The sequence below is a fragment of the Amycolatopsis sp. NPDC028719 genome, assembly GCF_055565395.1.
The window spans coordinates 115644-140389 of the sequence record NZ_JBVHUL010000009.1; the positions used below are offsets into that span (position 1 = coordinate 115644).

Below are 24746 nucleotides of genomic sequence, written 5' to 3' on the forward strand. Positions count from 1 at the left end.
TGAACCAGGCCCGGGGTCGAGGCCGGGCCGGGTCAAGGGGACGAGAGGTGGTGCTGTGGAACGGAAATCAGAATCCGGTGCCGGAGGCTCGTGAACAAGCGACTAACGTACGGTCTTATCTATCGATGGCAATACTTCCCAAAAAGGACATTCCGCTCATCGGGATCATGGATGTCGACTGTCTACTCAGGACTGGAGTAACCTCACCGCCGTTCGGGCGATCTTTCCCGCGTCCGAACGGCGAAGGCCCCTTCGCCGTGGGCGAAGGGGCCTTCTTGGTACGACTGTGTCAGGCGGTCTTCTCGCGCTTGGGAAGCTTCCAGCCCGGGCGCACGAAGTGGCAGGTGTACCCGTTCGGAATGCGCTGCAGGTAGTCCTGGTGCTCCGGCTCGGCCTCCCAGAAGTCGCCCACCGGGCTGACTTCGGTGACGACCTTGCCGGGCCACAGCCCCGACGCCTCGACGTCGGCGATCGTGTCTTCGGCGACGCGCTTCTGCTCGTCGTTTTCGAAGAAGATCGCCGAACGGTAGCTCAGGCCGATGTCGTTGCCCTGGCGGTTCTTCGTCGTCGGGTCGTGCACCTGGAAGAAGAACTCGAGCAGGTCGCGGAACGTCGTCCGCGTCGGGTCGTAGACCACCTCGATGGCCTCGGCGTGCGTGCCGTGGTTGCGGTAGGTGGCGTTCGGGACGTCGCCGCCGCTGTAACCGACCCGGGTCGAAATCACCCCGGGCTGACGGCGGAACAGCTCCTGCATTCCCCAGAAGCAGCCGCCGGCCAGGACGGCCCTTTCGGTTGACGTGCTCACGGCGTCACTCCTTCTCCTCGTGTGGTGCTGCCCCCTGTACAACTTCGGCGGCGTACCGATGATTCCACGCGAGGGTTACGGAAGCCTGACGTCACCCCGCCTGCAGCTTCGCGAGGGTGAGCACGTCGCCGCCGATGCCCCAGCCGCCGTCGGCGACCTCCTCGACCAGCACCATCGTGTTCGCGCGGGCGCGGTCGCCGTAGATTTCGGCGTACAGGTCGGTGGTGCGGGTGACGAGCTGCTCCTTCTGCTCCGGGGTGAGGGTGCCGGCGGGGACCTTGAAGTTGGCGAACGGCATGGCGAGTCCTTTGGTATCGACGTTGTCGTGAATGTGTAATCGACGCTAACACAGGTCACGAACCGGCGCTACCTCCTGCTTGATATCGGTGATATCCGCTGGTAGCGTCCCTGTTGTGGACGTGAGAACGCGGATTCTGGAGGCGGCGGCCGACCTGCTGGCGCACTCCGCCGAGGCCGACTTCTCCACGCGGGCGGTCTGCGAGGCCGCCGGAGTCGGCGCGCCGGCGCTGTACCGGCAGTTCGGCGACAAGGAGGGCCTGCTCGCCGCCGTCGTCGACCTCGGGTTCGAGAAGTACCTCGCCGGCAAGCGGGCCGCCGAGCCGTCGGACGACCCGGTGCGCGACCTGCGGGACGGCTGGGACAACCACGTCGCCTTCGCGGTCGGCAACCCCAACCACTACCGCCTGATGTACTCGGGCCTGTCGACGCCGCCCGGCGCGGCCGCCGAGGCGCACGGCCTGCTGCTCGCGGTCCTGGAGCGGTGCGCGGCCGCCGGACGGCTGAAGGTGCCGCCGCCGCTCGCCGCGCAGATGGTCATGGCGGCCAACGCCGGCGTCGCGCTGTCGATGATCACCCGGCCGGAGCTCTACCCGGACCCCGGGTTTTCCGTCCGCGTGCGGGAAAGCGTGCTGTCCGGCGTGCTGGCCGAGGCGCCCCTGGAGCACCGCGACCTCGCGGTGACGGCGACGACGCTCGCCGCCCGGCTGCCGGAGGCGGTGCCGGGCGAGCTGACGGCGGCCGAGGTGACGGTGCTGCGGGAGTGGCTGGTGCGACTGAGTCTCCACAATGGACATTGAGTCGGACGGCGGTGTGGGTTGGGCCGTCCGCCATCGGGACGGCCGCGACCTCGCGGGAGTGGGACGATGGGCTGGGAGCCGTCCCCGATCCGGCTCCGGGGAGGCGCGCGATGCGCGAGCGGGAAGAAGCCGTCGCCGAGCGGATCAGCGGCGTGCTGGTCGTCGAGCTCCGTGGTGAGCTGGACGTCGACACCGTGCTGCGGTGGACGACGCTGATCGAAGCCGCGATCTGCGAGCTGCCGGGACCGCACCTGCTGGTGCTCGACCTCACGACGCTGGAGTTCTTGTCGGCGCAGGGAGCCCGGGGACTGCTCGCGGCGGTGGAAAGCTGCCGGGACCGCGGGATAGCCGGCTGCCTGATCGTCAGGCCCGGGACCGTGGCCGACCGGGTCGTGCGGCTGACGGGACTCGCCGACCGGGTGCGGGTGTTCCCGAACCGGCTGACGGCGATCGCCACGTGCCAGCCGGTGGAGATGCGCTGGCTGCCGGGCTGACCGGCTCGCGCCCCCACCGGACGACTCGCGTGCTCAGGCGGACGACACGGCCAGGCACGGGGCTTCCGCCGTGTCGTCCATCCGGATACGCGTGTCGTCCCGTGGGGGACGGTCGTCAGGCCGGTTCGCGGACGAGGTCGGCCGCCGCTTCGGCGAAGGCGCGCACGCGGGCCGTCGCGGACCCGTCGAGCCAGAAGAGGGCCCACTTGAGCCGGGGCGCGCCGTCGAGCGGGACGTACGCGACGTCGGGCCGCGGGTAGTAGCGCCGGATGTGGGCGCCGACCGGCAGCACGCCTTCGCCGGCGCCGGCCAGCGTGAGCAGTTCCTGCAGCCCGGCGCGCGGCCGCGACGTCGCTCCGGGAGCGTGGTCGTCCAGCCACGGGTCCGGCAGCGCGCAGCGCAGCACCGTGACCCGCGCGAGGTCCGTGACCGGGACGGCGTCGCGCCGCGCGAACGGATGGCCCGCCGCCACGGCGAGGAAGCGCGCCTCCCGCACCAGGACCGGCCCGGTGACCAGGCCGGGGCCGTCGAGCGGGAGCCCGGCGAGCACGACGTCCACCTCGCCCTCCCGCAGCCACGGCAGGATCTCGGCCGGGCGCACCTCGCGGAACTCGACCGCGCAGCCGGGCGCCCGCCGCCGGAACAGCTCGGCCACCCCGGCGAGCAGCTGGCCGCCCGCGGCGTCGCCGAACGCGACGCGCAGCGTGCCGGTGACCCCGCGGCCGGCTTCGGCCGCCCGGTCCAGGGCCGCGCCGACCGCCGACCACGCCGGCCCGAGATCGGCGAGGAGCTGCCGCCCGAGCGGCGTCAGCTCGACGCGGCGGCTGGTCCGGGTGAACAGGGGCGCGCCGATCCGCCGTTCGAGCTTCCGGATCGTCTGGCTGACCTGGGCGGTCGACACGCGCAGCCGTTCCGCGGTGCGGCCGAAGTGCAGCTCCTCGGCCAGCGCGAGGAACGACTCGACCTCGCGGGTCTCGGCCATTCCGCCCCTCCATCGTCAACTCCTGCTTCACGATCGTGGCACAGAAGCGCGTTGATCGGCTTCGCGGGCGTGGCGAGGCTGGGGACATGACCACGGATCCGCGCGATCGCGCCGAAATCATCGACGCGCTGTACCGCTTCGGCCTCGGCCAGGACCTCAAGGACCGGGAGCTGTTCGCGTCGTCGTTCGCCGCCGACGCGGAGCTGGACTTCCGGCCGGCGGCCGCGCGCTGGGGTGCGGAGCCGCCGCTGATGACGGGCCGGGACGCGATCGTCGACACGATCCTCGCGTTGTTCGAGGGCCGCGTCGACACGACGCACCAGGTGACCAACCCGCGCGTCACGGTGGACGGCGACACCGCGCGGCTGACGGCCCTGGTCGAGGCCCAGCACCTGCTGAGCGACGACCACGGCCGGCACGCGCTGCTGAAGAACCGCTACGACGTCACGCTGGTCCGCGACGGCGACCGCTGGGTCATGCGCCGAGTGCGGATCGAAAACGCTTGGTACACCGGCGATCCGGTCGCGATCTTCGGTTGAGTCACTCGCCGCGCATCGAGCGGCGAATCTCGGCCAGCCGGTCCTTGGCGGCCTGGTCGCGGTCGGCGATCTGCTTGTCCAGGGTTTCGGCGGTGTTCTCGGTGCCCAGCCCCGCCAGCTCGGTGGCGCCCACCGACGTCGTGTAGCGGTTCTCGATCTTGTCTCGGACGAAGTCGAAGCTGGGCACCCCGCCCTCGCTGTAGTCCGGGTCCGGCAGCGGCGGCGAAGGGATCGCCAGTGCGGCGGTCGGCGTCTCGTCGACGATCTCACCGTCCACGACGTCCGGGTCGTCCTGGGGCTTGTCCATCTCCCGACTTTAGCGCCGGTGGCGGCCCGGCGGTTCCTCGAGGGACTCGCGGGCGGCCCGTTCGACGAGGATCGGGACGAACGCGACCGTGTCGGGCGTCTGGGGAGTCATGGAGACCTGGTACCGCGCCAGGAGACCCCGCGTGAACTGAAGATGAACGACAGGCGAGGTTCGGGCAGTGGGTAATTCGGCCGTGTGCCGGGATCGTCGGCTGAGGAATTCTCGACGCGCACAGCCGGTGTCCGGAGGGAGCAGAGCATGAGTGCCGGGGCCTACCGCGCCGAAACCACCGAAATGGGGACGGTCGCCAAGGCGGTCGAAGAAGTCGGGTCGTCCTTCCTGTCGACCACCCGCGACCTGGAGGGCCTGGTGCTGGACGCGTTGTCGTTCGCCGGCATCGGCAGCGGGGTCGCCGCCGCGAACTCGGCGTTGCACTCTTCGCTGGGGAGCGCGCTGCAGAAGTTCCTGAGCCTGATCACGAACGTCAACCAGAACGTCCAGACGGCCGCGAACGGGTACAACGCGGCCGACTCCGACGTCGCGCAGGCCTACGGCGGTGGCCAGGACGCCGCCCAGGGCGGTGGCGGGGGAGCGGCGGCCGCGGCGGCGCCGCAGCAGCTCGACCCGCGGGTCGTCGACTCGATCATGCGCTCCGAAGGCGCGACGGGGGAACAGGGCGGCGTGCCGGAGGCGTACGGCTTCCGGCAGAACATGCACAACGGCTACGACCGGATCATCGCGGCGCGCGAGCAGTACGGCATCGGCAGCGCGGAAGAGCGCGCCGTCGTCGCCGACCTGATGACAGCGAACGCGCGCACCGCGGGCGCGCTCAACTTCACCGATCCCGGCACGCAGGCCGCGGTCATGTCCGGCGCGCACATGCGCGGCGCCGGCGGGGTGCGCGCGATCCTCAACCACATGGCGGGCGACGACATCGTCCGCAGCTCGAACACGATCAGCGACGCGGCGGTCCAGCATGCGCAGGGCCTCACGCCCGAGCAGTTCCAGCAGGAGTTCCACGACGCGCGCATCGAGTACGACCGCCAGATCTACGGGGACACGACCACCCGCCAGGGCGGCCACACGGCGAACTGGTGGGACCGCTACGGCAACGGCCTGACCCAGCGCTACGACCGCGAGCAGAACGAATTCCTCCGGCTGTCGCAACCGCGGGAGTGATGCCCGGTTCGTTGATCGGAAAACGGGGCATCCTACTTCCTGTAGCCGAACGACAACGGGAGGCACACGATGAACCGGAGGATGATCGCACTACTGGGCGGGGTCGCCGCGATGGCGGGGACCCTGGCGTTCGCGGGGACGGCCGAAGCGGCATCGACGCCGTGCGACGCCGCCGCGAAGGCCTGTGTCCAGCGCAGTTCGAATACGGCGTGGCTGACGGACGGCGCCGGGAACGTCACCTACGGCGGCGTCCCGATCACCGTCGGGCTGGCGAAGTACCCGACTCCGGTCGGGACGTTCCACGTGCAGTACAAGGACATCGACCACTACAGCAAGCAGTACAACGGGCCGATGCCGTACTCGGTGTTCTTCACGAACACCGGCGTGGCGTTCCACCAGGGCAGCCTGAAGGTCAAGTCGCACGGGTGCGTGCACCTTTCGCACGCGGCAGCGGTGACGTTCTACAACTCGCTGCACCCCGGTGACGTCGTCCAGGTGGTGCCCTGATCCGTCCTGTGTGGACGGTCGAGGAGGGCGCCGGTGACGGCGCCGAAGACCACGTGGTCCAGGACCTGCGGGGCGCGGGGAAGCGCCCGCACGGCCGGGTAGGCCCGGCCGGCTACGCCCAGGTCCAGCGCCGCGATCACGAACCCGGCCGCCGCGCCCCGGAGCAGTCCGAGACGGTGGCGGCGGGCGATCGCGGCGAGGACCCCGGTCCAGGCGGCCGAGACGACGACGTGCGCGACCAGCCCGGCGGCGACGCCGGGCCGGTCGCGCCGGCCGGGCAGAAGCGTCCCGGCGGCGCGGGTCGCGGCGAGCAGGTCGCGGCCGGTGAAGAGGGCGTGGGCGGTCGACGGTATCCCGCTGAGGATTGCGGCGAGGGCTCCGGCTCGGGCGGCGTCGCGCGGCGATGTCATGAACGACCTTTCACCTCGTGGACGACATGAACGACCCTTTCATGTCGTCTGCCCGACCGCCGCGGCCGGATTCGTTTGGCAGCGGCGCCACTCCGGTCGACCGGCGCTGGGGGCGGCAGGCCGGGCGACTTTGCCGGCCTCAGCCGGCGGCCAGGTAGGCGGCGACGCGGATGCGCAGGCCGCGGACCTGGGGCAAGGCGATCGTGAAGCTCCGCGCCGGCCGGTACCCCGGCCACGGGTCGCCGTGGGTGCACGGTCCGGCGAAGTAGACGAAGCCGTCTTCGTCGTCGTAGCGGCCTGGGGACCAGCGCGCGGCGTCGCCCGCCCGGCGGTCCGGGCACTCCGCTCGCGCCAGCCAGTACGCCTCGTGCTTCATGACGCGCTTGAGCTGGCCGGCGAAGGCCGGCAGCTCGTCTTCGGGCAGGCCCAGACCGCGGCCGCCCCAAACCCGCGGTGCGCGTTCGTACATGCGCCCGGGGCAACCGAACGTGACCGCGCCTCCTGCGTAGCGACGGGTCCAGCTATTCGTTGCCAGGGCGGAGAAAGGTGTTCCGCCGGTGATCTCCAGCGTCATGCGAAAACGATAGTCGATCACGCCGTGCGTGGTACCGCCGCGCGGGTGTCGATTGTCCGCCCCATGCTGTATACAGTATGCAGTAGGCGACTGTGGGCAGAGGAGACCGCCATGTATTCCGTCACCAACCCCGCCACCGGTGAACTCGTGGAGGAGATCCCGAACGCGACCGACGAGGAGGTCCGCGCCGCGATCAGCCGCGTCCACGCCGGGTTCGCGGCCTGGCGCGCCCGGCCGGTCGGCGAGCGGGCCGCGATCGTGCTGCGCGCGGCGGAGCTGTTCGCCGAACGCGCCGACGAGCTGGCCGCGGTCATGACCCTCGAAATGGGCAAGCGGATCAACGAGGGCCGCGGCGAGGTCGGCGTCGTCGTCGACATCTTCCGGTACTACGGCGAACGCGGCCCGGACCTGCTGGCCGACGAGCCCCTCCCGATCCGCGGCGGCGAAGCCGTGCTGACGAAGGAGCCGATCGGGGCGCTGCTCGGCGTCATGCCGTGGAACTTCCCGGCCTACCAGGTCGCCCGGTTCGTCGCGCCGAACCTGGTGCTGGGCAACACGATCCTGCTCAAGCACGCGTCGATCTGCCCGCGTTCGGCGACGGCGATCGAGAGCGTGCTGCGGGACGCCGGCGTGCCCGCGGACGCGTACGTGAACGTGTTCGCGTCGAGCCGCCAGGTCCCGTGGATGCTCGCCGACCCGCGCCTGGTCGGCGTCTCGCTGACCGGCAGCGAACAGGCCGGGATCTCCGTCGCGGCCGAGGCCGGGCGGAACCTCAAGAAGTGCGTCCTGGAGCTGGGCGGGTCCGACCCGCTGATCGTGCTGGACACCGACGACCTGGACGAGACGGTCAAGGTCACCGCGACCGCCCGCATGCGCAACTGCGGCCAGTCGTGCAACGCGCCCAAGCGGATGATCGTGCTGGGCGAGCTCTACGACGAGTTCGTCGACCGGCTGGCCAAGCGCGTCGCGGAGTACTACGTACCGGGCGACCCGGCCGACCCGGCGACGACGCTGCCGCCCCTGGCCTCGACCGCGGCGGCCGACGAGGTGGCGGCCCAGGTCGAGAAGGCGATCCACGAGGGCGCGACACTGCGCGCGGGCGGCCGCCGCGTCCCCGGCCCGGGCGCGTACCTGGAGGCGACGGTGCTCACCGACGTGACCCCGGAGATGGCGGCCTACCACGAGGAGATCTTCGGCCCGGTGGTGCTGGTGTTCCGCGCGGAGACGGAGGAGGAGGCGATCGCGCTGGCCAACGACACGCCGTTCGGCCTGGGCGCGAGCGTGTTCGGCACGGACCGCGAACGGGCGGTCCGGGTGGCCCGCCGCATCGAGGCGGGGATGGTCTACCTGAACAAGTCGGGCGGGTCCGAGGCGGATTTGCCTTTCGGCGGCATCAAGCGGTCGGGCATCGGGCGGGAGCTGGGGCCGCTGGGCATCGAGGAGTTCATGAACAGGAAGCCCATCCGGCTTTGAGCGGTGATGGGGGCCGAGCGCCGTCCCCACCCAGGCGGGACGGCCTACGGGATGATGCCCCGCGAGTTCAGCGCGTCCGTCAACCGCTCGCGCAGTTCGCTCGCCGTTGCCTCGACGTCGATCTCCGCCGGGGTGACAGGACCTTCGAGATCACCGTCGACAGGTTCTGGTACGCCGGCGCGAGCGGGCGGACCGCCGCGTTCGTCAGGGCTGCCTGGATGTCGCCCTTCATCGGGTACTGGTCGGCCATCGTGGGGTTCGACCGGGGGGTCCGCCGGTGCGAAGTCGCGTTGCGCAGGCGCAGCGCCGCTTCGAACGCCTCCGGCTTGTGCTGCGAATACGTGGAAACCGCCAGGGTGAACCCGCCGATCGTGACGCGGCTGGGCTGACCGGCGACCACCGACGGGTAGCGCGTCCACTTGAAGTGGGCCAGGTCCTGCGGCTTGGCGGGGAAGAGGCGATGGGTGCCCTCCTCGGCCTGCCCCGCCGGCCGACCGCGGTGTTCGCCGCGTCGGACGAAATGGCGTTCGGGGCGCTGCGGACGCTGCGCCGGGCCGGGCTGCGGGTGCCGGAGGACGTCTCGGTGCTCGGGTTCGACGATCACGACCTCGCCGACCTGCTCGAGCTGAGCACGGTCGCGCAGCCCGTGGCCGAGCTCGGCGCGTGGGCGGGCGGGCTGCTCCTGGCAAGGTTGTCCGGCGGAAAAATCGCGACATCGCCGTCGATTCTCGGGACTCGACTAGTCCTTCGCGGCAGTACCGCCCCGCCGTCGGTGCGCTGACCTGCTGATCTTCCGGCGTTGCTCTGTTCGGTCGATTGCGGCCTACTCGATCTTTAGGTCAAATAATCGCCGACAAGGATTAATCGCCGTGAGGAGCTGGCTGTGCACTGGGGGTCCGTGCTCGAAGAAGGCGGGGCGGGGATGGTCCGCCCGTACTTCCGCACCCATGGCCGAACCCGCCCGACCCGGGACCTGCCGATCGAGACGCTCGTGTCGATCACCCAGCGCGGGCGGGCCGTCGTGCGGGGGAGCACGCAGGAGGAGACGGAGATCTGCGCGCTGCTCCGGACGTCGCAGTCGGTCGCCGAGGTCGCGGCGCGGCGGCGGATCCCGCTGGGGGTGGCGCGGGTGCTGCTGTCCGACCTGGCGGACCGGGGGATCGTCGCCGTGCACAACACCGCGCGGAAGGGGTCGGGGAACCGGCCGAGCCTCGAACTGATGGAACGCATCCTGCACGGCCTCAGCCGGCTGTGAACTCCCGGACCAGCCGCGCGAACCCCGCCGGCTGATCCAGCGGGACCAGCGTGTAGCTGTCGTCCACCTCGACGAGCTTTCCCTTCGGCAGCAACGCCGCCAGCCGTTCACCGTGCTCGGGGGGCATCACGCGGTCTTCGCGCGCCCACACCACCAGCACCGGCCGGTCGAAGGCCGGGAGCCGCTCGGCCACGTCCAGCAGGATCCCCGGCGACGCGGCCGCCGCACGCAGGACGCGAACCGTGTCGCGGCGGATACCCGCTTGCGAGAGCACCGGCCGGATCCAGCGGGCGGACACCGCGTCACCCCGCTTCGTCAGCCAGCCGAACGCGATGGGCAGCCGGCGGACCGCGCGCAGCCGCATCTGCTGCATGAACAGCCCGAACAGGCCCGGCGACAGCTTCCCCGTGAGGAACAACGTCTTGCCGGTGAGCCCGGGCGGGAAGTTGTCGAACGCGTCGCACGAAGCCAGCACCACCCGGCTGATCCGGGGCTCGCCCGCGACCATCAGCAGCTGCACCAGCGCGCCCCCGGTGTCGACGCCGGCGAGCGTGACGTCCCGCAGGTCGAGACGCTCGAGGAATTCCGCCAGCAGAGCGGCGATGCCGGGCAGCGAAAGGTCGGCGCCGGCACGTATCGGCACGCGGTGCGCGCCCAGCGGCAGGGTCGGGACCACGCAGCGGTGGTCGTCCAGCGCGGCGACCGGGCCGTCCCACAGCGAGCCGTCCATCAGCAGGCCGTGGACGAAGACGACGACCGGGCCCGGCCCGCCCGTGTCGGTGTACTCGACGGTTCCCGCGGACAGCTCGACCTGCATCCCGGCCTCCCAGTGAAGTCCCCCGGGCAGAAGTGAACCACGTGGTTCGCAAACTGTCGAGGATCAGGGAGCCGCTTCCTCTCGTTCGACCGCGCGCAGCAACGCCGCGAACCCGGCCTCGGCGCCGGAGCCGTCGTCGCTGGTCAGCAGGTCGACGAGGAAACCGCGCAGGGTCGCGAGGATCATCGAAGCGACCTCGAACTTCCGCTGCTCCGGCCAGCCGGGCGGGCAGAACGACTCCAGCGTCGGCAGGTACTGCTGAGACGCGCCACGGCCGAGCGCGGCGTATCGGCCCGGGTCGTACATCGCCAGGCCCATCGCCTGGTCGAGGACGCGCCGCAGCTCCGACTCCTCGTCGCGGAGGCTCTCCCAGGCGGCGCGGACGCGGCCGGCCAGCGTCGACGACGAGGCGGCGACCGCGGTCAGCGCGTTGCCGATCCGTCGTTCCCGCAAGGCGAAGACCACCTGCCGCAGCAGGTCTTCGACACCGTCGAAGTGGTACAGCAGCACCTTGTGCGTCGTCCCCGCCGACCGCGCCGCACGGCGCAGCGAGAAGTCGACGAGACCGTTCTCGGCGACGTCGTCGGTGATCTTCGCCAGCAGCTCCCGGCGCCGGGCCTCGCCGCGGGCCGAGCCGGCCGACCGCCGGTAGCCGGTAGCGTTGTCCATGGCGGACAGCTTGGCACGGGGAGGGGACGCCGATGCGGGTGCTGGTGACCGGGGGCAACGCCGGGATCGGCTACTTCGCCGCCGAGCAGCTGGCCTCCGCGGGCGCGGAGGTGGTGATCGGCAGCCGTGACCCGGCGAAGGCCGAGACGGCGGCCGCGGCCATCCGCTCGCAGGTCGCCGGGGCGAAACTCGAGCACGTCCCGCTCGACCTCGCCGACCTGGCCTCGCTCGAAGCGGTCGACCCCGGCGCGCTCGACGCCGTCGTCTGCAACGCGGGGGTGATGCTGGACCACCCGCCGCGACGCGAAACTCGAAGCGGCCACGAGCTGATGTTCGGCACCAACCACCTCGGCCACTTCGCGCTGATCGCCCGGCTGATGCCGCGGCTGGCGCCGGACGCGCGCATCGTCACCACCGGCAGCTTCGCGGCGAAGTCCGCGAGCCTCGACTTCGCCGACCTCCAGAGCGAGCGCGACTACCAGCCGAAGCGCGCCTACGAACGGTCCAAGCTGGCGCAGATGCTCTTCGCCTTCGAACTCGACCGGCGGTTGCGTGCAGCCGGTTCGAAGCGGCTGAGCGTGGTGGCCCACCCCGGCGGCGCGCTCGACTCGCTGACGCCGTCACGCCCGCCGGTGCACGTCCGCACCGGCGGCCAGTGGCTGCGCGGCCGGCCCGCGAGCCTGCTGCTGCAGGGCAAGGACGCCGGCGCGCGGCCCGCCGTCCGCGCGGTGCTCGGCCCGGACGTCACCGGCGGGCAGCTGTGGGGCCCGCGCGTGTTCGGCCTGCGCGGCCGTCCCCGCCTCGAAGAGCGCTGGACGAACCTGACCGACGACGCCGCCGCCGGGCGCCTGTGGGCGGAAAGTGTCACGCTGACCGGTGTGGATCCCGTCGGTTGACCGTGCACTTCGCACAGCGCTGACTGCGTGGCTGTGCACATCGCACGGTGACGCCGGGGGGACCGCTGCCTACGGTGCGGGGAACCGTTTCCCTTCCCGGATAAGGAGGTCGGCGTGGCCTCAACAGTCGGTGTCGATGACTATGCCCTCACCAGAGTGCCGGAGCACGCCCGGTACTCGTGGTGGTCGGTCGCCGTCCAGCGGTTCGGCCAGGTGTCCGCCTTGTCCCAGTTCCTGCTCGGAGCCACCGTCGGCTTCGGGATGAGCTTCTGGAACGCGGTCCTGGCCTTCACCCTCGGCTCGGTCATCCTGGAGCTCATCACGATCCTCGTCGGCGTCATCGGCGTCCGCGAAGGTCTGTCCACGTCCATGATCGCCCGCTGGACCGGCTTCGGCCGCGGCGGCTCGGCGCTCATCGGGCTCGCCATCGGGATCAGCCTCATCGGCTGGTTCGGCATCCAGTCCGCGGTCTCCGCCCAAGGTCTCGTCGCGCTCATCGGCGGCCTGCCGGAGTGGGGCTGGGCGCTGCTGTTCGGCCTGCTCGTCACCGCGATCGTGGTGCGGGGCTTCCACTCCATGGCCTGGACGGCGTACCTGACCGTGCCGGCCTTCCTCGTCCTCGTCGGCTGGTCGGTCATCTCGGAACTGACCCGCCACGACCTCGGCACGCTCGTCTCGTCGGCCCCGCCCGGGCCGTCGCTGAGCCTGCTGCAGGGCACCACGCTGGTCGCCGGCGGCTTCATCGTCGGTGCCGTCATCACGCCCGACATGACCCGCTTCAACCGCACCACCGCCGACGTCGTCAAGCAGACGCTCGTCGGGATCACGCTCGGCGAGTACGTCATCGGCCTGTCCGGCGTCCTGCTCGCGCACGCCGTCGGCAGCGCCGGCATCACGACCATCGTGACGTCGTCGGTCGGCTGGATCGGGCTGCTGATCGTCATCGCCGGCACGATGAAGATCAACGACTGGAACCTCTACTCCTCGGGCCTCGGTGTCGTGAACTTCATCGGCACGGTGTCCGGCCGCAAGGCCCACCGCGGGCTCGTCACGGCGGTGCTCGGCCTGGCCGGCAGCGTGCTCGCCGCGGCCGGGATCCTGGCGAAGTTCACCGACTTCCTCACCGTGCTGGGCGTCGCGTTCCCGCCGATCGCCGGGATCATGGTCGCCGAGTACTTCGTCGTGAAGAAGTGGCGCGGTGACCTGGAAGCCGCCCGCGCCCGCGGCACGGTGCCCGAAGACGCCCCGGTGTGGGTGCCCGCGACGCTCGTCGTCTGGGTTGCCGCCGCGCTCTTCGGCGAGTTCGTCGAGTGGGGCCTGCCGAGCATCAACTCGCTCGTCGTGGCCTTCGTCCTGTACGTCGTCGCCGGGAAGCTCGGCCTGGTGCGGGGGATCGGCAGCAGCCGGACCGCCGACGCCCGGCCCGCTCCCGTCGTCTGAGTCCTCCAAGGAGAATCTTCGTGCGCATCGGCATCGACGTCGGCGGCACCAACACCGACGCTGTCCTGCTCGACGGCCGTCAGGTGCTCGCCTCGGTCAAGACCAGCACCACCGCGGACGTTACCTCGGGCATCGTCGCCGCGATCGACGGCCTGCAGCGGCAACGCGCGTTCGACCCGGCGGCGGTGCGGGCGGTGATGATCGGCACCACGCACTTCATCAACGCCCTCGTCGAGGCCCACCGGCTCGCGCCGACCGCGGCCGTGCGGCTGAGCCTGCCGGCCGGGGCGTCGCTGCCGCCGATGGTCGACTGGCCGCAGCGGCTCGTCGACGCGGTGTCGGGGCGCAGCTACCTGGTCCACGGTGGACACGAGTTCGACGGCCGCCACATCGCGGAGCTCGACGAGAGCGAGCTGCGCAAGGCCGCCGACGACATGGCGGAAGCCGGGGTGCGCAGCGTCGCGATCACCTCGGTCTTCTCCCCGGTCAACGCCGAGTTCGAGGCCCGCGCGGCCGAGATCATCGGCGCGCAGCTGCCGGACGTCGCGATCTCGCTGTCCCACGAGATCGGCCGGATCGGCTTGCTGGAGCGGGAAAACGCGACGGTGATCAACGCGGCGCTGCGCGAGCTGGCCGCGCACATCGTCGACGGGCTGTCCGCGTCGGTCACCGGCGCGGGCATCACCGCGCCGCTGTACCTGAGCCAGAACGACGGCACGCTGATGGACGTCGACTTCGCCCGCCGGTACCCGGTGGCCACCTTCGCGTCCGGGCCGACGAACTCGATGCGCGGCGCGGCCGTGCTGTCCGGTTTGGACACCTGCGCGGTGGTCGACGTCGGCGGCACGACTTCGGACGTCGGCGTGCTGCGGCAAGGGTTCCCGCGCGAGGCGACCACGGACGTCAGCGTCGCGGGCATCCGCACCAACTTCCGGATGCCGGACGTCCTCTCGATCGGCATCGGCGGCGGCAGCCGCGTGCGCGGGAACGTCACGGTGGGCCCGGATTCGGTCGGCTACGAACTGACGTCGAAGGCGCTGGTCTTCGGCGGGGACACGCTCACCGCGACCGACATCGCGGTCGCGGCGGGACGAGCCGACATCGGGGACGCCTCGCTGGTCGCCCACCTCGACCGCTCGCTGGTCCGGGCGGCGCTGGACAAGATCGCCGCCGACGTGTCCGATGTGGTCGAACGGATGCGGACGTCCGCGGAGCCGCTGCCGGTCGTGGCGGTCGGCGGCGGTTCGGTGCTGCTGCCGGACGAGCTGGCCGGGTGCGGCGAGGTGCACCGGCCGGAGAACTACGCCGTGGCCAACGCGATCGGCGCGGCCATCGCCCAGATCGGCGGTGAGGTCGACCGCGTCTACGTGATCGAACCCGGCCGTCGCGAGGCCGTCGTCGAGGAGGCGAAGCAGGAGGCCATCGATCGCGCGGTCGCCGCCGGTGCGTCGCCGGCGTCGGTCGGCATCGTCGACTTCGACGAGGTGCCCATCCCGTACCTGCCCGGCAACGCCACGCGCATCCGCGCCAAGGCCGTCGGCGACCTGCAGCTGGGGGCGTGATGCGCGAGATCACCGAGAACGACCTGCACGACATCGCGCGCGGCGCGGCGATCCTCGGCACCGGTGGCGGGGGAGACCCGTATATCGGGCGGCTGCTCGCGCTGTCCGCGGTCCGCTCGCACGGGCCGGTGCCGCTGGTTCCGCTGGCGGAGGTGCCGGACGACGCCGTCGTGCTGCCGGTCGCGATGATGGGTGCGCCGACGGTGATGGTCGAGAAACTGCCGTCGGCGGAGCAGGTGGGGCTGGCCGCGCGCACGCTCGCCGGCTACCTCGGCAAGGAGCTGACGCACATCGCGTGCGCCGAGGCGGGCGGGGTCAACTCGCTCATCCCGGTCGTCGCGGCGGCGCAGCTCGGGTTGCCGCTGGTCGACGCCGACGGCATGGGCCGCGCGTTCCCGGAACTGCAGATGGTACTTCCCACACTGTACGGAATCCGGGCGACGCCGATGTCGATTGCCGACGAAAAGGGCAACCGCGGAGTATTGGATACCGTCGACAACCACTGGGCCGAGCGGCTGGCCCGCTCGGCGACCATCGACATGGGCTGCTCGGCGATGATCAGCAACTACGCGATGTCCGGGTCCCAGGCGCGCGAGTCGCTGGTACCGGGCACGCTCAGCCTCTGCGCCGAGCTGGGCGCGCTGGTCCGGGCGGCGCGTGAGGAGCACGCCGATCCGGTTTCGCGGGTCGTTTCCCGCTTGGGTGGCCGCCGGCTGTTCACCGGCAAGGTCGTCGACGTCGCGCGCCGGACGGTCACCGGCTTCGCCCGCGGCGAGGCCCGGCTGTCCGGAATGGACGGTGACACCGGCGCCGAGCTGGTGCTGCGGTTCCAGAACGAGCACCTGGTGGCCGAGCGCGACGGCGTCGTCGAGGCGTCGGTCCCCGACCTGATCTGCACGCTGGAGCGGGAGACCGGGGAAGCCGTCACGACCGAGGGCCTGCGGTTCGGCCAGCGCGTCACGGTCATCGCCGCGCCCGCCGACCCGCGCTGGCACACGCCGGAGGGCATCGCGCTCGCCGGGCCGCGGTACTTCGGCTACGACATCGACCCGATCGGGGTGACCGGGTGAGCTGGACCCTGACCGAGGCCGACCTGCCCGACCTCGCCCGCGGCGCCGCCGTGCTCGGCACCGGCGGGGGCGGCGACCCGTACGTCGGGCGGCTGCTCGTGCGCGAGGCGATCCGCGAGCACGGGCCGATCACCATCCTGGATCCGTCCGAAGTGGACGACGACGCGCTGGTGATCCCGACCGCGCAGATGGGCGCGCCGACCGTGGTGCACGAGAAGCTGCCCAACGGCGCCGAACCCGTGCTGGCGCTGCGGACGCTGGAGAAGCACCTCGGCCGGCGCGCGGACGCGACCATGCCGATCGAGTGCGGCGGCATCAACTCGATGATCCCGCTGATCGTCGGTGCCCGGCTCGGGCTGCCCGTCGTCGACGCGGACGGCATGGGCCGGGCGTTCCCCGAACTGCAGATGGAGACGTTCGGCGTCTACGGCGTCACGGGGTCGCCGATGGCGATCGGCGGTGAACGCGGCGAGACGACGGTGATCGACACCGGCGCGGACAACAAGCGGATGGAGTGGCTGGCCCGCGGCGTCACCATCCGGCTCGGCGGCGTCGCGCACATCGCCGAGTACGCGATGAGCGGCGCCGACGTCAAGCGGACCGCCGTGCCGCAAACGCTTTCGCTGGCCTTGACGGTGGGCCGGACGATCCGGTTCGCGCGTGAACGCAACGAGGATCCGGTCGACCGGCTGGCCACGGCGTTGCGCTCGACGCCGTACCAGCACCTGCGGGTGCTGTTCCGCGGCAAGGTGTCCGATGTGGAGCGCCGGACGGAGGCGGGCTTCGCCCGCGGACGCGCCGCGGCGGTGTCGTTCGACGGCTCGAGCAAGCTGGAGATCCTGTTCCAGAACGAGAACCTGCTGGCCACTGTGGACGGCTCCGTGCGGTGCGTGGTGCCCGACCTGATCTGCGTGCTGGAGGCCGCGACGGCCGAGCCGATCACCACCGAGACGCTGCGGTACGGCCAGCGCGTCACCGTCGTCGGCATCTCGACCCCGCCGCTGATGCGCACGCCCGAGGCACTGGACACCTTCGGGCCGGGCGCTTTCGGGTTGCCGCACGACTTCGTCCCCGTGGAGGAGATCGGATGAGCTTGGCCGGGAAGCACGTCGTGATCATCGGTGGCGGTTCCGGCATCGGGCTGGAAGTGGCCCGGCGCTCTGCCGCCGCGGGTGCTTCGGTCCACCTCGGCGGGCGGACGCCGGAGAAGCTGGCGACGGCGGCGAAGGAGGTCGGTGGCACCTGGCAGGTGGTCGACAGCACCGACCAGGAATCGCTGGCCGCGTTCTTCGGTGCTCTCGACCGTGTCGACCACCTCTTCACGCCCGGCGCGTCGTACACGGTCGGGCCGCTGCGGGAGCTGAGCGACTCCGACGCCGCCAGCCCGTTCGTGACGAAGTTCTGGGGCCAGTACCACGCCGTCAAGCACGCGGCGCCGCGGTTGGCTCCCGACGCGTCCATCGTGCTGATGTCCGGGGCGGCGAGCGTCCGGCCGCCGGGTGCGGCACCCGCGTACGTCGCCTGCAACGCGGCGGTCGAAGGGCTCGGCCGCGGGCTCGCGGTCGAGCTGGCCCCGGTCCGGGTGAACGTCGTCGCGCCGGGGACCATCGACGGCAACCTGTGGGCCGGGCGGCCCGCGGACGTGCGGGAGGCGAGCTTCGCGCAGTACCGCGCGGACACGCTGCTGCACCGCGTCGGGAAGGAGTCCGAAGTGGCCGATGCCGTGCTGTACCTGTTCGGCAGCACCTACACGACCGGGTCGACGCTCTACCCCGACGGTGGGTACGCCCTGCGCTGAGCTCGTCTACTGTGGTCAGTCATGCGCATCACCGCTGGTGACGTGGCCGCCCTCGAGCGCGGGGTGGCCCTGCTCGGGTCCGGCGGCGGCGGGGACACCGTGACCGCCGCCGTGCTGCTGCGCCGGTTGCTGTCCGACGGCCGGTCGCTTTTCGCGCGTCCGGCCGGCCAGCTGCCGCCGGACGCGCGGGTCGTGCCGATCGGCGTGGTCGGCGCGACGGCGGCGTTCACCGAGAAGCTGCCCGGCGGCGGCGAGTTCGCGGCCGCGGTGGCCGCCGTCGAACGCTGGACCGGCGAACGCGCCGACGCGCTGATGTCCATCGAAATCGGCGGCCTCAACGGGCTGCTGCCCCTGGTCGTCGCCGAGCAGCTCGGGCTGGGGTACGTCGACGCCGACCTGTCCGGCCGCGGGCTGCCCCGGCTGGACCAGTTCTCGGTGGCGGCGACCGGCCGCGGGGTCGCCCCGGCGGCGCTGGCGGAGCCCGGCGGGCAGGTCGTGGTGCTGGCGGCCGGATCCGACGTGGTGATCGAGCGCGGCACCCGGGCGTTCCTGGCCGGCTCCGGCGGGTGGGCGGCGTTCGCCCTGGCCCCGATCCCGGCCGGCGAGCTGGCCGGGTGCTCGGTCCCGGGGACGACGAGCGGCGCTTTGGAGCTGGGCCGCCGGGTGCTGGCGGCGGGGGAGAGCCCGCCGCGAGACGCGCTCGAAGCGGCGTTGGCGGGGTCGGTGCTGGCTCGCGGCAGGGTCCTGGAGGTGGCGCGGCACCTCGGCCCGGGGCAGCACGGAAGCCCGGGGTTCGGCCGCGGAAGCGTCACGCTGGCCGACCACCGCGACGGCGGGCTCCTGCGGCTGGAGATGGAGAACGAGTACCTGCTGGCGCTGCGCGACGGGGCACCGGTGGCCTCGACCCCGGACGTGCTGTCGGTGCTGGACCACCGCACGGGGGTACCGGTGTCCTGCGACGCGATCCGAACGGGAGTGGAGGTCGACGTGGTCCGGCTGGCGGCGGCGCCGTTCTGGCGGGACCCGCGGTGGCTGCCGGTGGTGCGGCCCCGGGCGTACGGCATCGACTGCGACCCGGTCGGTCTCCCGTGACCCCGCGAGCGCCCCAAGGCGGCCTTCGGTGCGTCAGACGCACCCAAGGCGGCCTTCGGTGCGTCAGACGCAACCAAGGCCACATTGGGGCGCTTGGGCCTGCCGGGTTGGGGCGGGTCCGGTGAGCCTGCGGCGGGTTCTCTCCCTTCCCGGCTGGGCGGCGCACGTCCGGCTGCTCGCCGGTGCGGCGGGACTCGACCGTCCACTTGCGACCGTGCAGGCCACTTTGGACGCGTCGCACCTGCCCGGGCCCGGGGAACTCACCGTTGTCGCGCGGCCCGTCGCCGGGACCGACTGGCAGATCGATGCCCTTCTCCGGCGCTGTGCCGATGCCGGGGCCACCGGGGTGCTGCTGCCCGGGACCGAACCGCTCACCGCGTCGCGGCTGCTCGCCGATCGGCTGGCCGTTCCGCTGCTGACCACCGGGGCCGCGCCGCTCGATCTGCTCGTCGAGGCGCGGCTGCTGCTCGCCGCCCCCGAACTCGCCCGGGCGGACCTGCTGCTGGCCACCCATCGCGCGCTCGGGGACCGGCTGCGGCCGCCCGAAGAGGTCGTCGCCGTGTTGCGGCGGCTGCTGCGGTCGGCCGTCGCCGTGCTCGATGATCGCGGCGTGCCGCTGGCCGGGGAAGTCACCGGGCGCGTCCGGCTCGACGAAGCCGTGCCGCAGCGGACCGACGGTGACGACCACGTCTTCCTGGCCCACCCGGTGCTTCTGCAGCGCCCGGCGATGTGGCTCGCGGCCGAACTGCGGGGGGCCGAAGCCGCGCGGGCCGAGGTCGTGCCGCCCGCGCTCGCCGTCGCGGCCGGGGCGCTGCAGCGGTGGCTGCTCGCCAACCGGCTCGAGCTGGAACGCGACGCGCGCTCCCGCACGGCGTTGCTCGGCGACCTCCTGCGCCTCGACACCGAGCCCGGCGCGGACCTGCGCCGCCGCGTCGCCGACGCCGGCTGGCGGCTCGGTGGCTGGCACGTCGGCCTGCACATCGGCGTCCCGGCGGCGGTCGACACGGTCGCCCGCACGCAGGAGGTCATGCGCGCGCTGGACGTCGAGGCGGTCGTCGTCGAGCACGGCGACGGCTGGACCGGCTGGGTCACCTTCGACCACGAACCCACGGCGGAACGGGTGCGCGCCCTCGCGACCCGCCTCCAGACGGCGCACCGGGCGCTGCGCCTGGGCGCGCACATGGGGGTGGGCCGGCCGCACCCGCGGCCGGAAGGGCTCGCGGCGACCGTCGCGGAGGCCCTCGACGCGGCCCGGCTCGCCGCGACCCGGCCCGAAACCGGTCACTTCCTGCACGTCGACCAGCTCGGCATGGCCCAGCTGCTGCTGGAGTGGACCCGCACGGACACGTTCGAGCCCGCGGCCCGCGCACTCGTCGCGCCGCTGCGGGACGCGCCGGGCGAGCTGGTCCGGACCCTCGCGGCCTACCTCGACGCGGAGTCGTCGATCGCCGAGACCGCCACCGTGCTGGGCGTGCACCGCAACACCGTGGCGGCCCGGGTCGCGCGGATCGAGCAGCTGCTGGGAGTGGACCTGTCCCGCCCGGACGAGAGGCTGGCGCTGCACCTCGCGTCCCGGGCGGTGATCCTCTCCGAGGAGTGACTACTCGTCGTCCCCGCCGGTGACGTTGCCGATGCTCGCGGGCACGCCCTTGATCATGTCGACGACGGTCTTGCCGGCCAGGCCCGACTTCCCGAACCACGGGTCGGTCATGATCTTGATGGCCGACTCGAACTTCTCGGCGCCTTCCTTGCCGAAGACCTTGCCGAGCTGCTCGACCGAGAAGTTGTTGATCTTGTCGAACTTCGCCATGATCTCGGGCGTGACACCGTCCACCTTGGACAGCTTGTCCTTGATGACGGCGGTCATCTGGTCGGTGAACGGCTTGTGCGGCTTGGGTTCCGGAGTGGCCGACGACGGGGTGGAGTCCGGCTTCGGTTCCGGCGTGGCGTCGGGCTTGGGGTCCGGCTTGGGCTCGGGTGTGGTGTCCGGCTTGGGTTCCGGGGTGGCTGAAGACGGTGTCGTGTCGGGCTTCGGCTCGGGCTTGGGTTCCGGTGTGGTGTCCGGCTTGGGTTCCGGCTTCGGCTCCGGGGTCGCCGAGGAGGACGATGGCACGGGCTCGGGCTTCGGTTCGGGCTTGGGCTCGGGGGTTGTGTCCGGCTTGGGTTCGGGCTTGGGTTCCGGTGTGGCCGACGATGGTGTGGTGTCGGGCTTCGGTTCCGGCTTGGGCTCGGGGGTTGTGTCCGGCTTGGGTTCGGGCTTCGGTTCCGGGGTAGCCGACGACGGTGTGGTGTCGGGCTTCGGTTCGGGCTTGGGCTCCGGTGTCGTGTCCGGCTTGGGCTCGGGTTTCGGCTCCGGCGTCGCCGACGACGGGGTCGTGTCCGGCTTCGGCGCGGGCGTCGAGTCCGGCTTGGGCAGCGGCGTCGCGTCCGGCTTGGGGGTGGGGGTCGGCGTCAGGCTGCTCGTCGGGGGCTTCGCCCCGGCGATCTCGTCACCCGCCTTGCCCATCTTCGCCAGCGCCTGCACCAGGTCGCCCAGCTTCCGGCCCAGCTGGACGAGCTTCGCGCCGATCTTGCCCAGTGCCGTGGCCACCGTGCCGATCGTCGTGCCGATGAAGATCGCGATCGACGCGCCGAACGTCACCGGGGCCAGCGCCGCCGCGATCAGGGCGCCCTTGATGATCGTCGCCAGGAGCATCGCGATCAGGTCGCGGAAGATGCCGCGGAACGCACCGACGATGCCGCCGGCGATCTTCATGTTCTTGCCGGCCTGGTCGAGGTAGCCGCCGAGGGAGCTGAGCTGCTCGGTGACCGCGTCCATGTCCTTCTTGAACTGGTCCGCGGCGTTGCCGGACCAGTCCTTCATGAGCGTCTCGAGTGCCGTCTGGTGGTCCGTCGACCACTGCTCCAGCTTCTTCTTCTCGGCCGAAAGCGCTTCGGCGGCCGCGTTGATGCCGATGGGGTCGCCCATCAGGATGTCCAGCGGCCACCGCAGGATCGTGATGTGCTCGATGAGCCACCCGATCCCGGCGGTCAGCAGGCTGCCGATCGGGTCCAGCACGAGCCCGATGGTCTCCAGCGCCATGCCCGCCGCGCCGATGCCGATCGCGACCTGGTCGTTTTCCTTGACGGCCTTGTCCAGGCCCACCGCGGCCTCGAAGAACCCCGCGCCGGCCGACCGGTTGTCCTCGTTGAAGAGTTCGGAGCCGTGGAGGCTGACGTCCTTGCTCTGGTAGTCGTCGCCCACTATTCGAACCTCACGATCGAGTCGACGGCGTCTTCTTCGCCCGCCTGGTAGCGCTTAGCGGCCTCGGCGACCTTGTCGGAGAACTCGCCGATCGTCTTCGCGTAGTCGCCGAACTGGTGGTGCGCCTTGTCGGTCCAGGTGCTCGCGCCCGCCGCCATCAGCTGGCACGCCGGGTTGATGCCGAACATGCCGGGGTCGCACGTCATACCGCCGACCAGGTCGGCCGTGCCCTGCAGGTTGCTCTGGAGCTCGTCGAGGTGCTTCGCGAAGGTGGCCAGGGGTTCCGAGTCGACCCTGAAGCCGCCGCCGCTCACCAGGGGTTCGATTCGTCGTCGGAGTGGTCGTCGGCCGGCGGACGGCGACGCGAGGCAGGTCCGGCGGCCGGCGGGGCCGGCGGCGCGGGCGGCCGCGCCGGGGGAGCGGCCGGCGGCGGGGTCCGCTCGGGCTCGGCGCTCTCCGGTGCCGCGAAGTCGCCGTCGGGCGGCGGGTCCGGCGGCAGGAACGAGCGGACCATGTCGGTCGACTCGCCGTCGCCGTTGATGGTGGCGAAGGAGTCCGCGACGCTGCGGGCGGTCTGGCGCTGGGCTTCGCGCACCGTCCCCATGATCGTCGCGGTCAGCCGCGCGGGCCCCAGTTCGCACGCCCGGTGCCCCAGCTCGAGGTTCGTGAGCGCGCCGTTCGGCGCGAGCGTCACGGTGACCGCGCCGTCGCGGGAGCGGACCGTGGCACCGGCGGCGGAAAGCGCTTCGTTCAGCGCCGCCGCCTTCGACTGCATTTCCCGGACCTGACGTTCGAGCAGGAGCTCGAAGTCTTCACCTGGACCCAAGTCGGGTTGCACGAATTCGACTCCTCGCGACGCCGGGGTACGGGGCCCCGGGCCCCACGATCGGGCCAGGCTAGCGCACCTCTGATGTTCATCCCGGGCTAACCGGGAGGATGGCTCGATTTCCCCCCGACGTTGCCCCGGAATGCCCTCGATCGGGTTTGACCCGGACCGTGCTCCGGGTTGCACGATCGGGGACATGACACGACTGGACGACTACCGGCCGCTGGGCCGCTCGGGGCTGCGGGTCTCGCCGCTGGCGCTGGGCGCGATGACCTTCGGCACCGGCTCCTTCTGCGCCGGCGACGACACCGCGCGCGAGATCTTCCGCGCCTACGTCGAGGGCGGCGGCAACTTCGTCGACACCGCCGACAACTACAGCGCCGGCCGCAGCGAGGAACTGGTCGGCGAGTTCCTCCGCGACGTCGCCCGCGACGACGTCGTCCTCGCCACCAAGTACTCCGGGCCCGGCTTCAGCGGTGGCGAACCCCGGTCGGACCCCCGCCGCCGCAGCAACGGCCGCAAGAACATGGTCGCCTCGCTCGAGGCGTCGCTGCGGCGGCTGCGCGTCGACCACGTCGACCTGTACTGGCTCCACCTCTGGGACGGCTTCACCCCGGCGGAGGAGGTGATGGCGGCGTTCGGCGACCTCGTGCGCGCCGGGAAGATCCGCGCGGTGGGGCTCAGCGACGTCCCGGCCTGGTACGCGACGAAGGCCGCCATGCTCGGCGGCCCGCCGGTGACGGCGCTGCAGCTGGAGTACTCCCTGGTCGAGCGGTCGATCGAAGCCGAGTACGTGCCCCTGGCGCGGGAGTTCGGCATCGCCGTCCAGCCGTGGGGCGCGATCGGCGGCGGGTTCCTGTCCGGCAAGTACACCCGCGACGGCGCCGGTGAGGGACGGCTCGCCGAGGGCGCGCCCTACCGGTCCCTGCCGGAAACGCGCTGGGCCGTGCTGGACGTCGTCCGCGAGGTGGCGGCCGAGGTGGGCGCGACCCCGGCCCAGGTGGCGCTGCACTGGGTGACGCGCCGGCCGGCCATGCCCGCGCCGCTGATCGGCGCCCGGTCGCCGGAGCAGCTCGCCGAAACCCTCGGCGCGCTCGACCTCGATCCGACCGACGCCCAGCTGGACCGGCTGACCGACGTCAGCGCGCCGGAACTGCCGTTCCCGCACGGCATCCTGGCCCGGCTCAACGCCGGGCTGCCGCGCTAGCCGCGGCCGTGGTGGCCCTCGTCGGCGACCGTTTCGGCGTGCGGCTCGCTGTCTCGGCACGTCACGACCGTCTCGTTCTCGGTCCCGTCGTTCTTGAACTTCACCGACGCGGTGGCGGCGGGACCGCGTGCGACGTCGTCGGTGCGGTAACCCGGGGCCGGGCTCCACGACACCAGCTCGACCTGGTCCCCGGTGCACTTCGCGACGAGGCTGCCGCCGGGGACGGTCAGGCCGCGCGGCGCCGGGACGCTCGACGGGGTGGCGGCCGAGGCCGGCGTCACGGGGGTCGTGCTCGCCGGCACGGTTTCCAGCGCCCGGGCGACGTCGTCCTGGGACAGCGGCTGGTTCTGCGGGCCGAGGATGCCCGCGCCGACGACGTCGAGGGCCACCGTGCCGGCGCCCGCGGTGACCGCGGCGGCCAGCAGCCAGCCCCCGGTCATCAGCAGCCCGCGCCTGGTCACCCGTCCACTGTGCCATCCGGAAGGGTTAAGGCGCGGCTAAGA

Annotated in this window: 30 protein-coding genes; 17 read left to right on the top strand and 13 right to left on the bottom strand. The window is 72.0% G+C overall.

The genetic code is table 11. The features are described 5' to 3' along the window. Positions 1 to 289 precede the first annotated feature (289 nt). Entirely contained in the window at positions 290 to 805 is a 516-nt protein-coding gene (gene msrA, locus ACZ4TR_RS35230; protein WP_360468297.1) for a peptide-methionine (S)-S-oxide reductase MsrA, read from the bottom strand. A 91-nt stretch (positions 806 to 896) separates the two neighbouring features. Next, positions 897 to 1103 (bottom strand): 4-oxalocrotonate tautomerase family protein, encoded by a 207-nt coding sequence (locus ACZ4TR_RS35235; protein WP_284742587.1) that lies wholly within the window; start codon positions 1101 to 1103, stop codon positions 897 to 899. Positions 1104 to 1218: 115 nt separating this feature from the next. On the opposite strand from ACZ4TR_RS35235, the gene ACZ4TR_RS35240 reads away from it, so the two are divergent. Continuing rightward, a complete protein-coding gene (locus ACZ4TR_RS35240) occupies positions 1219 to 1902 on the top strand; it encodes a TetR/AcrR family transcriptional regulator (RefSeq protein WP_465292200.1) in 684 nt (227 codons plus the stop codon). 110 nt (positions 1903 to 2012) lie between these two features. Then, on the top strand, positions 2013 to 2396 hold the full coding sequence (locus ACZ4TR_RS35245; RefSeq protein WP_465292201.1) for an STAS domain-containing protein: 384 nt from the start codon (positions 2013 to 2015) through the stop codon (positions 2394 to 2396). Positions 2397 to 2511: 115 nt separating this feature from the next. Here the strand turns inward: ACZ4TR_RS35245 and ACZ4TR_RS35250 are convergent, their stop codons facing one another. Continuing rightward, complete coding sequence (locus tag ACZ4TR_RS35250; protein ID WP_465292203.1) at positions 2512 to 3378, bottom strand: LysR family transcriptional regulator; 867 nt, start codon at positions 3376 to 3378, stop codon at positions 2512 to 2514. A gap of 86 nt (positions 3379 to 3464) precedes the next feature. On the opposite strand from ACZ4TR_RS35250, the gene ACZ4TR_RS35255 reads away from it, so the two are divergent. After that, positions 3465 to 3917 carry a nuclear transport factor 2 family protein gene (locus tag ACZ4TR_RS35255; RefSeq protein ID WP_465292205.1) on the top strand — a complete coding sequence of 151 codons (453 nt, stop codon included), beginning with the start codon at positions 3465 to 3467 and terminating at the stop codon, positions 3915 to 3917. A gap of 1 nt (position 3918) precedes the next feature. Here the strand turns inward: ACZ4TR_RS35255 and ACZ4TR_RS35260 are convergent, their stop codons facing one another. After that, a complete protein-coding gene (locus ACZ4TR_RS35260) occupies positions 3919 to 4224 on the bottom strand; it encodes a hypothetical protein (protein ID WP_364524832.1) in 306 nt (101 codons plus the stop codon). Positions 4225 to 4482: 258 nt separating this feature from the next. Here ACZ4TR_RS35260 and ACZ4TR_RS35265 point away from each other — a divergent pair, with 258 nt between their 5' ends. Together ACZ4TR_RS35265 and ACZ4TR_RS35270 are read left to right on the top strand one after the other, a co-directional pair. Then, the gene (locus ACZ4TR_RS35265) at positions 4483 to 5403 is read left to right on the top strand and encodes a hypothetical protein (protein ID WP_364524828.1); all 921 of its coding nucleotides are present in this window, start codon (positions 4483 to 4485) and stop codon (positions 5401 to 5403) included. Between the two features lie 69 nt (positions 5404 to 5472). After that, positions 5473 to 5910 (top strand): L,D-transpeptidase, encoded by a 438-nt coding sequence (locus ACZ4TR_RS35270; protein ID WP_465292207.1) that lies wholly within the window; start codon positions 5473 to 5475, stop codon positions 5908 to 5910. Here the strand turns inward: ACZ4TR_RS35270 and ACZ4TR_RS35275 are convergent. Together ACZ4TR_RS35275 and ACZ4TR_RS35280 are read right to left on the bottom strand one after the other, a co-directional pair. Then, positions 5865 to 6320, bottom strand: coding sequence for a hypothetical protein (locus tag ACZ4TR_RS35275; protein WP_465292208.1), 456 nt, complete (start codon positions 6318 to 6320; stop codon positions 5865 to 5867). The genes ACZ4TR_RS35270 and ACZ4TR_RS35275 overlap by 46 nt on opposite strands. 139 nt (positions 6321 to 6459) lie before the next feature. Next, a complete protein-coding gene (locus ACZ4TR_RS35280; RefSeq protein WP_465292209.1) occupies positions 6460 to 6789 on the bottom strand; it encodes a hypothetical protein in 330 nt (109 codons plus the stop codon). Between the two features lie 216 nt (positions 6790 to 7005). On the opposite strand from ACZ4TR_RS35280, the gene ACZ4TR_RS35285 reads away from it, so the two are divergent. Further along, positions 7006 to 8367, top strand: coding sequence for an NAD-dependent succinate-semialdehyde dehydrogenase (locus ACZ4TR_RS35285; RefSeq protein ID WP_465292211.1), 1362 nt, complete (start codon positions 7006 to 7008; stop codon positions 8365 to 8367). 79 nt (positions 8368 to 8446) lie between these two features. Here the strand turns inward: ACZ4TR_RS35285 and ACZ4TR_RS35290 are convergent, their stop codons facing one another. After that, positions 8447 to 8767 carry a hypothetical protein gene (locus ACZ4TR_RS35290; protein WP_465292213.1) on the bottom strand — a complete coding sequence of 107 codons (321 nt, stop codon included), beginning with the start codon at positions 8765 to 8767 and terminating at the stop codon, positions 8447 to 8449. 60 nt (positions 8768 to 8827) lie between these two features. Here ACZ4TR_RS35290 and ACZ4TR_RS35295 point away from each other — a divergent pair, with 60 nt between their 5' ends. Then, positions 8828 to 9148, top strand: coding sequence for a LacI family DNA-binding transcriptional regulator (locus ACZ4TR_RS35295; protein WP_465292215.1), 321 nt, complete (start codon positions 8828 to 8830; stop codon positions 9146 to 9148). Between the two features lie 102 nt (positions 9149 to 9250). Further along, positions 9251 to 9622 (top strand): DUF742 domain-containing protein, encoded by a 372-nt coding sequence (locus ACZ4TR_RS35300; RefSeq protein WP_364524812.1) that lies wholly within the window; start codon positions 9251 to 9253, stop codon positions 9620 to 9622. Here ACZ4TR_RS35300 and ACZ4TR_RS35305 read toward each other — a convergent pair. Together ACZ4TR_RS35305 and ACZ4TR_RS35310 are read right to left on the bottom strand one after the other, a co-directional pair. Continuing rightward, positions 9609 to 10439, bottom strand: coding sequence for an alpha/beta fold hydrolase (locus ACZ4TR_RS35305; RefSeq protein WP_465292217.1), 831 nt, complete (start codon positions 10437 to 10439; stop codon positions 9609 to 9611). The genes ACZ4TR_RS35300 and ACZ4TR_RS35305 overlap by 14 nt on opposite strands. A gap of 63 nt (positions 10440 to 10502) precedes the next feature. Then, positions 10503 to 11108: a TetR/AcrR family transcriptional regulator gene (locus tag ACZ4TR_RS35310; protein WP_465292219.1), complete on the bottom strand. Its 606-nt coding sequence runs from the start codon at positions 11106 to 11108 to the stop codon at positions 10503 to 10505. Between the two features lie 32 nt (positions 11109 to 11140). Between ACZ4TR_RS35310 and ACZ4TR_RS35315 the strand changes: the two genes are divergently transcribed. The 8 genes from ACZ4TR_RS35315 (at position 11141) to ACZ4TR_RS35350 (ending at position 20566) form a co-directional block, all read left to right on the top strand. After that, entirely contained in the window at positions 11141 to 12004 is an 864-nt protein-coding gene (locus tag ACZ4TR_RS35315; protein WP_465292221.1) for an SDR family NAD(P)-dependent oxidoreductase, read from the top strand. A 114-nt stretch (positions 12005 to 12118) separates the two neighbouring features. After that, positions 12119 to 13444 carry a purine-cytosine permease family protein gene (locus ACZ4TR_RS35320; RefSeq protein WP_465292222.1) on the top strand — a complete coding sequence of 442 codons (1326 nt, stop codon included), beginning with the start codon at positions 12119 to 12121 and terminating at the stop codon, positions 13442 to 13444. A 20-nt stretch (positions 13445 to 13464) separates the two neighbouring features. Continuing rightward, on the top strand, positions 13465 to 15006 hold the full coding sequence (locus tag ACZ4TR_RS35325; protein ID WP_465292224.1) for a hydantoinase/oxoprolinase N-terminal domain-containing protein: 1542 nt from the start codon (positions 13465 to 13467) through the stop codon (positions 15004 to 15006). Continuing rightward, entirely contained in the window at positions 15006 to 16076 is a 1071-nt protein-coding gene (locus ACZ4TR_RS35330) for a DUF917 domain-containing protein (RefSeq protein WP_465292226.1), read from the top strand. Before ACZ4TR_RS35325 ends, ACZ4TR_RS35330 begins: the two co-directional genes overlap by 1 nt. Then, the gene (locus ACZ4TR_RS35335; RefSeq protein WP_465292228.1) at positions 16073 to 17167 is read left to right on the top strand and encodes a DUF917 domain-containing protein; all 1095 of its coding nucleotides are present in this window, start codon (positions 16073 to 16075) and stop codon (positions 17165 to 17167) included. The genes ACZ4TR_RS35330 and ACZ4TR_RS35335 overlap by 4 nt, the downstream gene beginning before the upstream one ends. Next, positions 17164 to 17874, top strand: a complete 711-nt coding sequence (locus ACZ4TR_RS35340) for an SDR family oxidoreductase (protein WP_465292229.1) — start codon at positions 17164 to 17166, stop codon at positions 17872 to 17874. The genes ACZ4TR_RS35335 and ACZ4TR_RS35340 overlap by 4 nt, the downstream gene beginning before the upstream one ends. A gap of 21 nt (positions 17875 to 17895) precedes the next feature. Continuing rightward, positions 17896 to 18966: a DUF917 domain-containing protein gene (locus ACZ4TR_RS35345; RefSeq protein ID WP_465292231.1), complete on the top strand. Its 1071-nt coding sequence runs from the start codon at positions 17896 to 17898 to the stop codon at positions 18964 to 18966. Between the two features lie 121 nt (positions 18967 to 19087). Further along, positions 19088 to 20566 carry a helix-turn-helix domain-containing protein gene (locus ACZ4TR_RS35350; protein WP_465292233.1) on the top strand — a complete coding sequence of 493 codons (1479 nt, stop codon included), beginning with the start codon at positions 19088 to 19090 and terminating at the stop codon, positions 20564 to 20566. Here the strand turns inward: ACZ4TR_RS35350 and ACZ4TR_RS35355 are convergent, their stop codons facing one another. Genes ACZ4TR_RS35355 through ACZ4TR_RS35365 form a run of 3 tightly spaced genes read right to left on the bottom strand, consistent with a single transcriptional unit; the run spans position 20567 to position 23048 of the window. Continuing rightward, positions 20567 to 22210: a WXG100 family type VII secretion target gene (locus ACZ4TR_RS35355; protein ID WP_465292235.1), complete on the bottom strand. Its 1644-nt coding sequence runs from the start codon at positions 22208 to 22210 to the stop codon at positions 20567 to 20569. Next, entirely contained in the window at positions 22210 to 22524 is a 315-nt protein-coding gene (locus ACZ4TR_RS35360; protein WP_465292237.1) for a hypothetical protein, read from the bottom strand. Before ACZ4TR_RS35360 ends, ACZ4TR_RS35355 begins: the two co-directional genes overlap by 1 nt. Continuing rightward, positions 22521 to 23048, bottom strand: a complete 528-nt coding sequence (locus tag ACZ4TR_RS35365) for a YbaB/EbfC family nucleoid-associated protein (protein ID WP_465292238.1) — start codon at positions 23046 to 23048, stop codon at positions 22521 to 22523. Before ACZ4TR_RS35365 ends, ACZ4TR_RS35360 begins: the two co-directional genes overlap by 4 nt. A 184-nt stretch (positions 23049 to 23232) precedes the next feature. Between ACZ4TR_RS35365 and ACZ4TR_RS35370 the strand changes: the two genes are divergently transcribed. Further along, complete coding sequence (locus ACZ4TR_RS35370) at positions 23233 to 24243, top strand: aldo/keto reductase (RefSeq protein ID WP_465292240.1); 1011 nt, start codon at positions 23233 to 23235, stop codon at positions 24241 to 24243. On the opposite strand, the gene ACZ4TR_RS35375 is transcribed toward ACZ4TR_RS35370, so the two are convergent. Beyond that, entirely contained in the window at positions 24240 to 24704 is a 465-nt protein-coding gene (locus ACZ4TR_RS35375; RefSeq protein WP_465292242.1) for a hypothetical protein, read from the bottom strand. The genes ACZ4TR_RS35370 and ACZ4TR_RS35375 overlap by 4 nt on opposite strands. Positions 24705 to 24746: the final 42 nt, after the last annotated feature.

Coding starts and splice junctions, on each gene's coding strand:
- ACZ4TR_RS35330 (WP_465292226.1), top strand. CDS start 15,006: ATGCGCGAGATCACCGAGAACGACCTGCACGACATCGCGCGCGGCGCG.
- ACZ4TR_RS35295 (WP_465292215.1), top strand. CDS start 8,828: ATGGGTGCCCTCCTCGGCCTGCCCCGCCGGCCGACCGCGGTGTTCGCC.
- ACZ4TR_RS35280 (WP_465292209.1), bottom strand. CDS start 6,789: ATGTACGAACGCGCACCGCGGGTTTGGGGCGGCCGCGGTCTGGGCCTG.
- ACZ4TR_RS35255 (WP_465292205.1), top strand. CDS start 3,465: ATGACCACGGATCCGCGCGATCGCGCCGAAATCATCGACGCGCTGTAC.
- ACZ4TR_RS35285 (WP_465292211.1), top strand. CDS start 7,006: ATGTATTCCGTCACCAACCCCGCCACCGGTGAACTCGTGGAGGAGATC.
- ACZ4TR_RS35265 (WP_364524828.1), top strand. CDS start 4,483: ATGAGTGCCGGGGCCTACCGCGCCGAAACCACCGAAATGGGGACGGTC.
- ACZ4TR_RS35275 (WP_465292208.1), bottom strand. CDS start 6,320: ATGACATCGCCGCGCGACGCCGCCCGAGCCGGAGCCCTCGCCGCAATC.
- ACZ4TR_RS35245 (WP_465292201.1), top strand. CDS start 2,013: ATGCGCGAGCGGGAAGAAGCCGTCGCCGAGCGGATCAGCGGCGTGCTG.
- ACZ4TR_RS35340 (WP_465292229.1), top strand. CDS start 17,164: ATGAGCTTGGCCGGGAAGCACGTCGTGATCATCGGTGGCGGTTCCGGC.
- ACZ4TR_RS35305 (WP_465292217.1), bottom strand. CDS start 10,439: ATGCAGGTCGAGCTGTCCGCGGGAACCGTCGAGTACACCGACACGGGC.
- ACZ4TR_RS35345 (WP_465292231.1), top strand. CDS start 17,896: ATGCGCATCACCGCTGGTGACGTGGCCGCCCTCGAGCGCGGGGTGGCC.
- ACZ4TR_RS35315 (WP_465292221.1), top strand. CDS start 11,141: ATGCGGGTGCTGGTGACCGGGGGCAACGCCGGGATCGGCTACTTCGCC.
- ACZ4TR_RS35310 (WP_465292219.1), bottom strand. CDS start 11,108: ATGGACAACGCTACCGGCTACCGGCGGTCGGCCGGCTCGGCCCGCGGC.
- ACZ4TR_RS35270 (WP_465292207.1), top strand. CDS start 5,473: ATGAACCGGAGGATGATCGCACTACTGGGCGGGGTCGCCGCGATGGCG.
- ACZ4TR_RS35250 (WP_465292203.1), bottom strand. CDS start 3,378: ATGGCCGAGACCCGCGAGGTCGAGTCGTTCCTCGCGCTGGCCGAGGAG.
- ACZ4TR_RS35235 (WP_284742587.1), bottom strand. CDS start 1,103: ATGCCGTTCGCCAACTTCAAGGTCCCCGCCGGCACCCTCACCCCGGAG.
- ACZ4TR_RS35260 (WP_364524832.1), bottom strand. CDS start 4,224: ATGGACAAGCCCCAGGACGACCCGGACGTCGTGGACGGTGAGATCGTC.
- ACZ4TR_RS35370 (WP_465292240.1), top strand. CDS start 23,233: ATGACACGACTGGACGACTACCGGCCGCTGGGCCGCTCGGGGCTGCGG.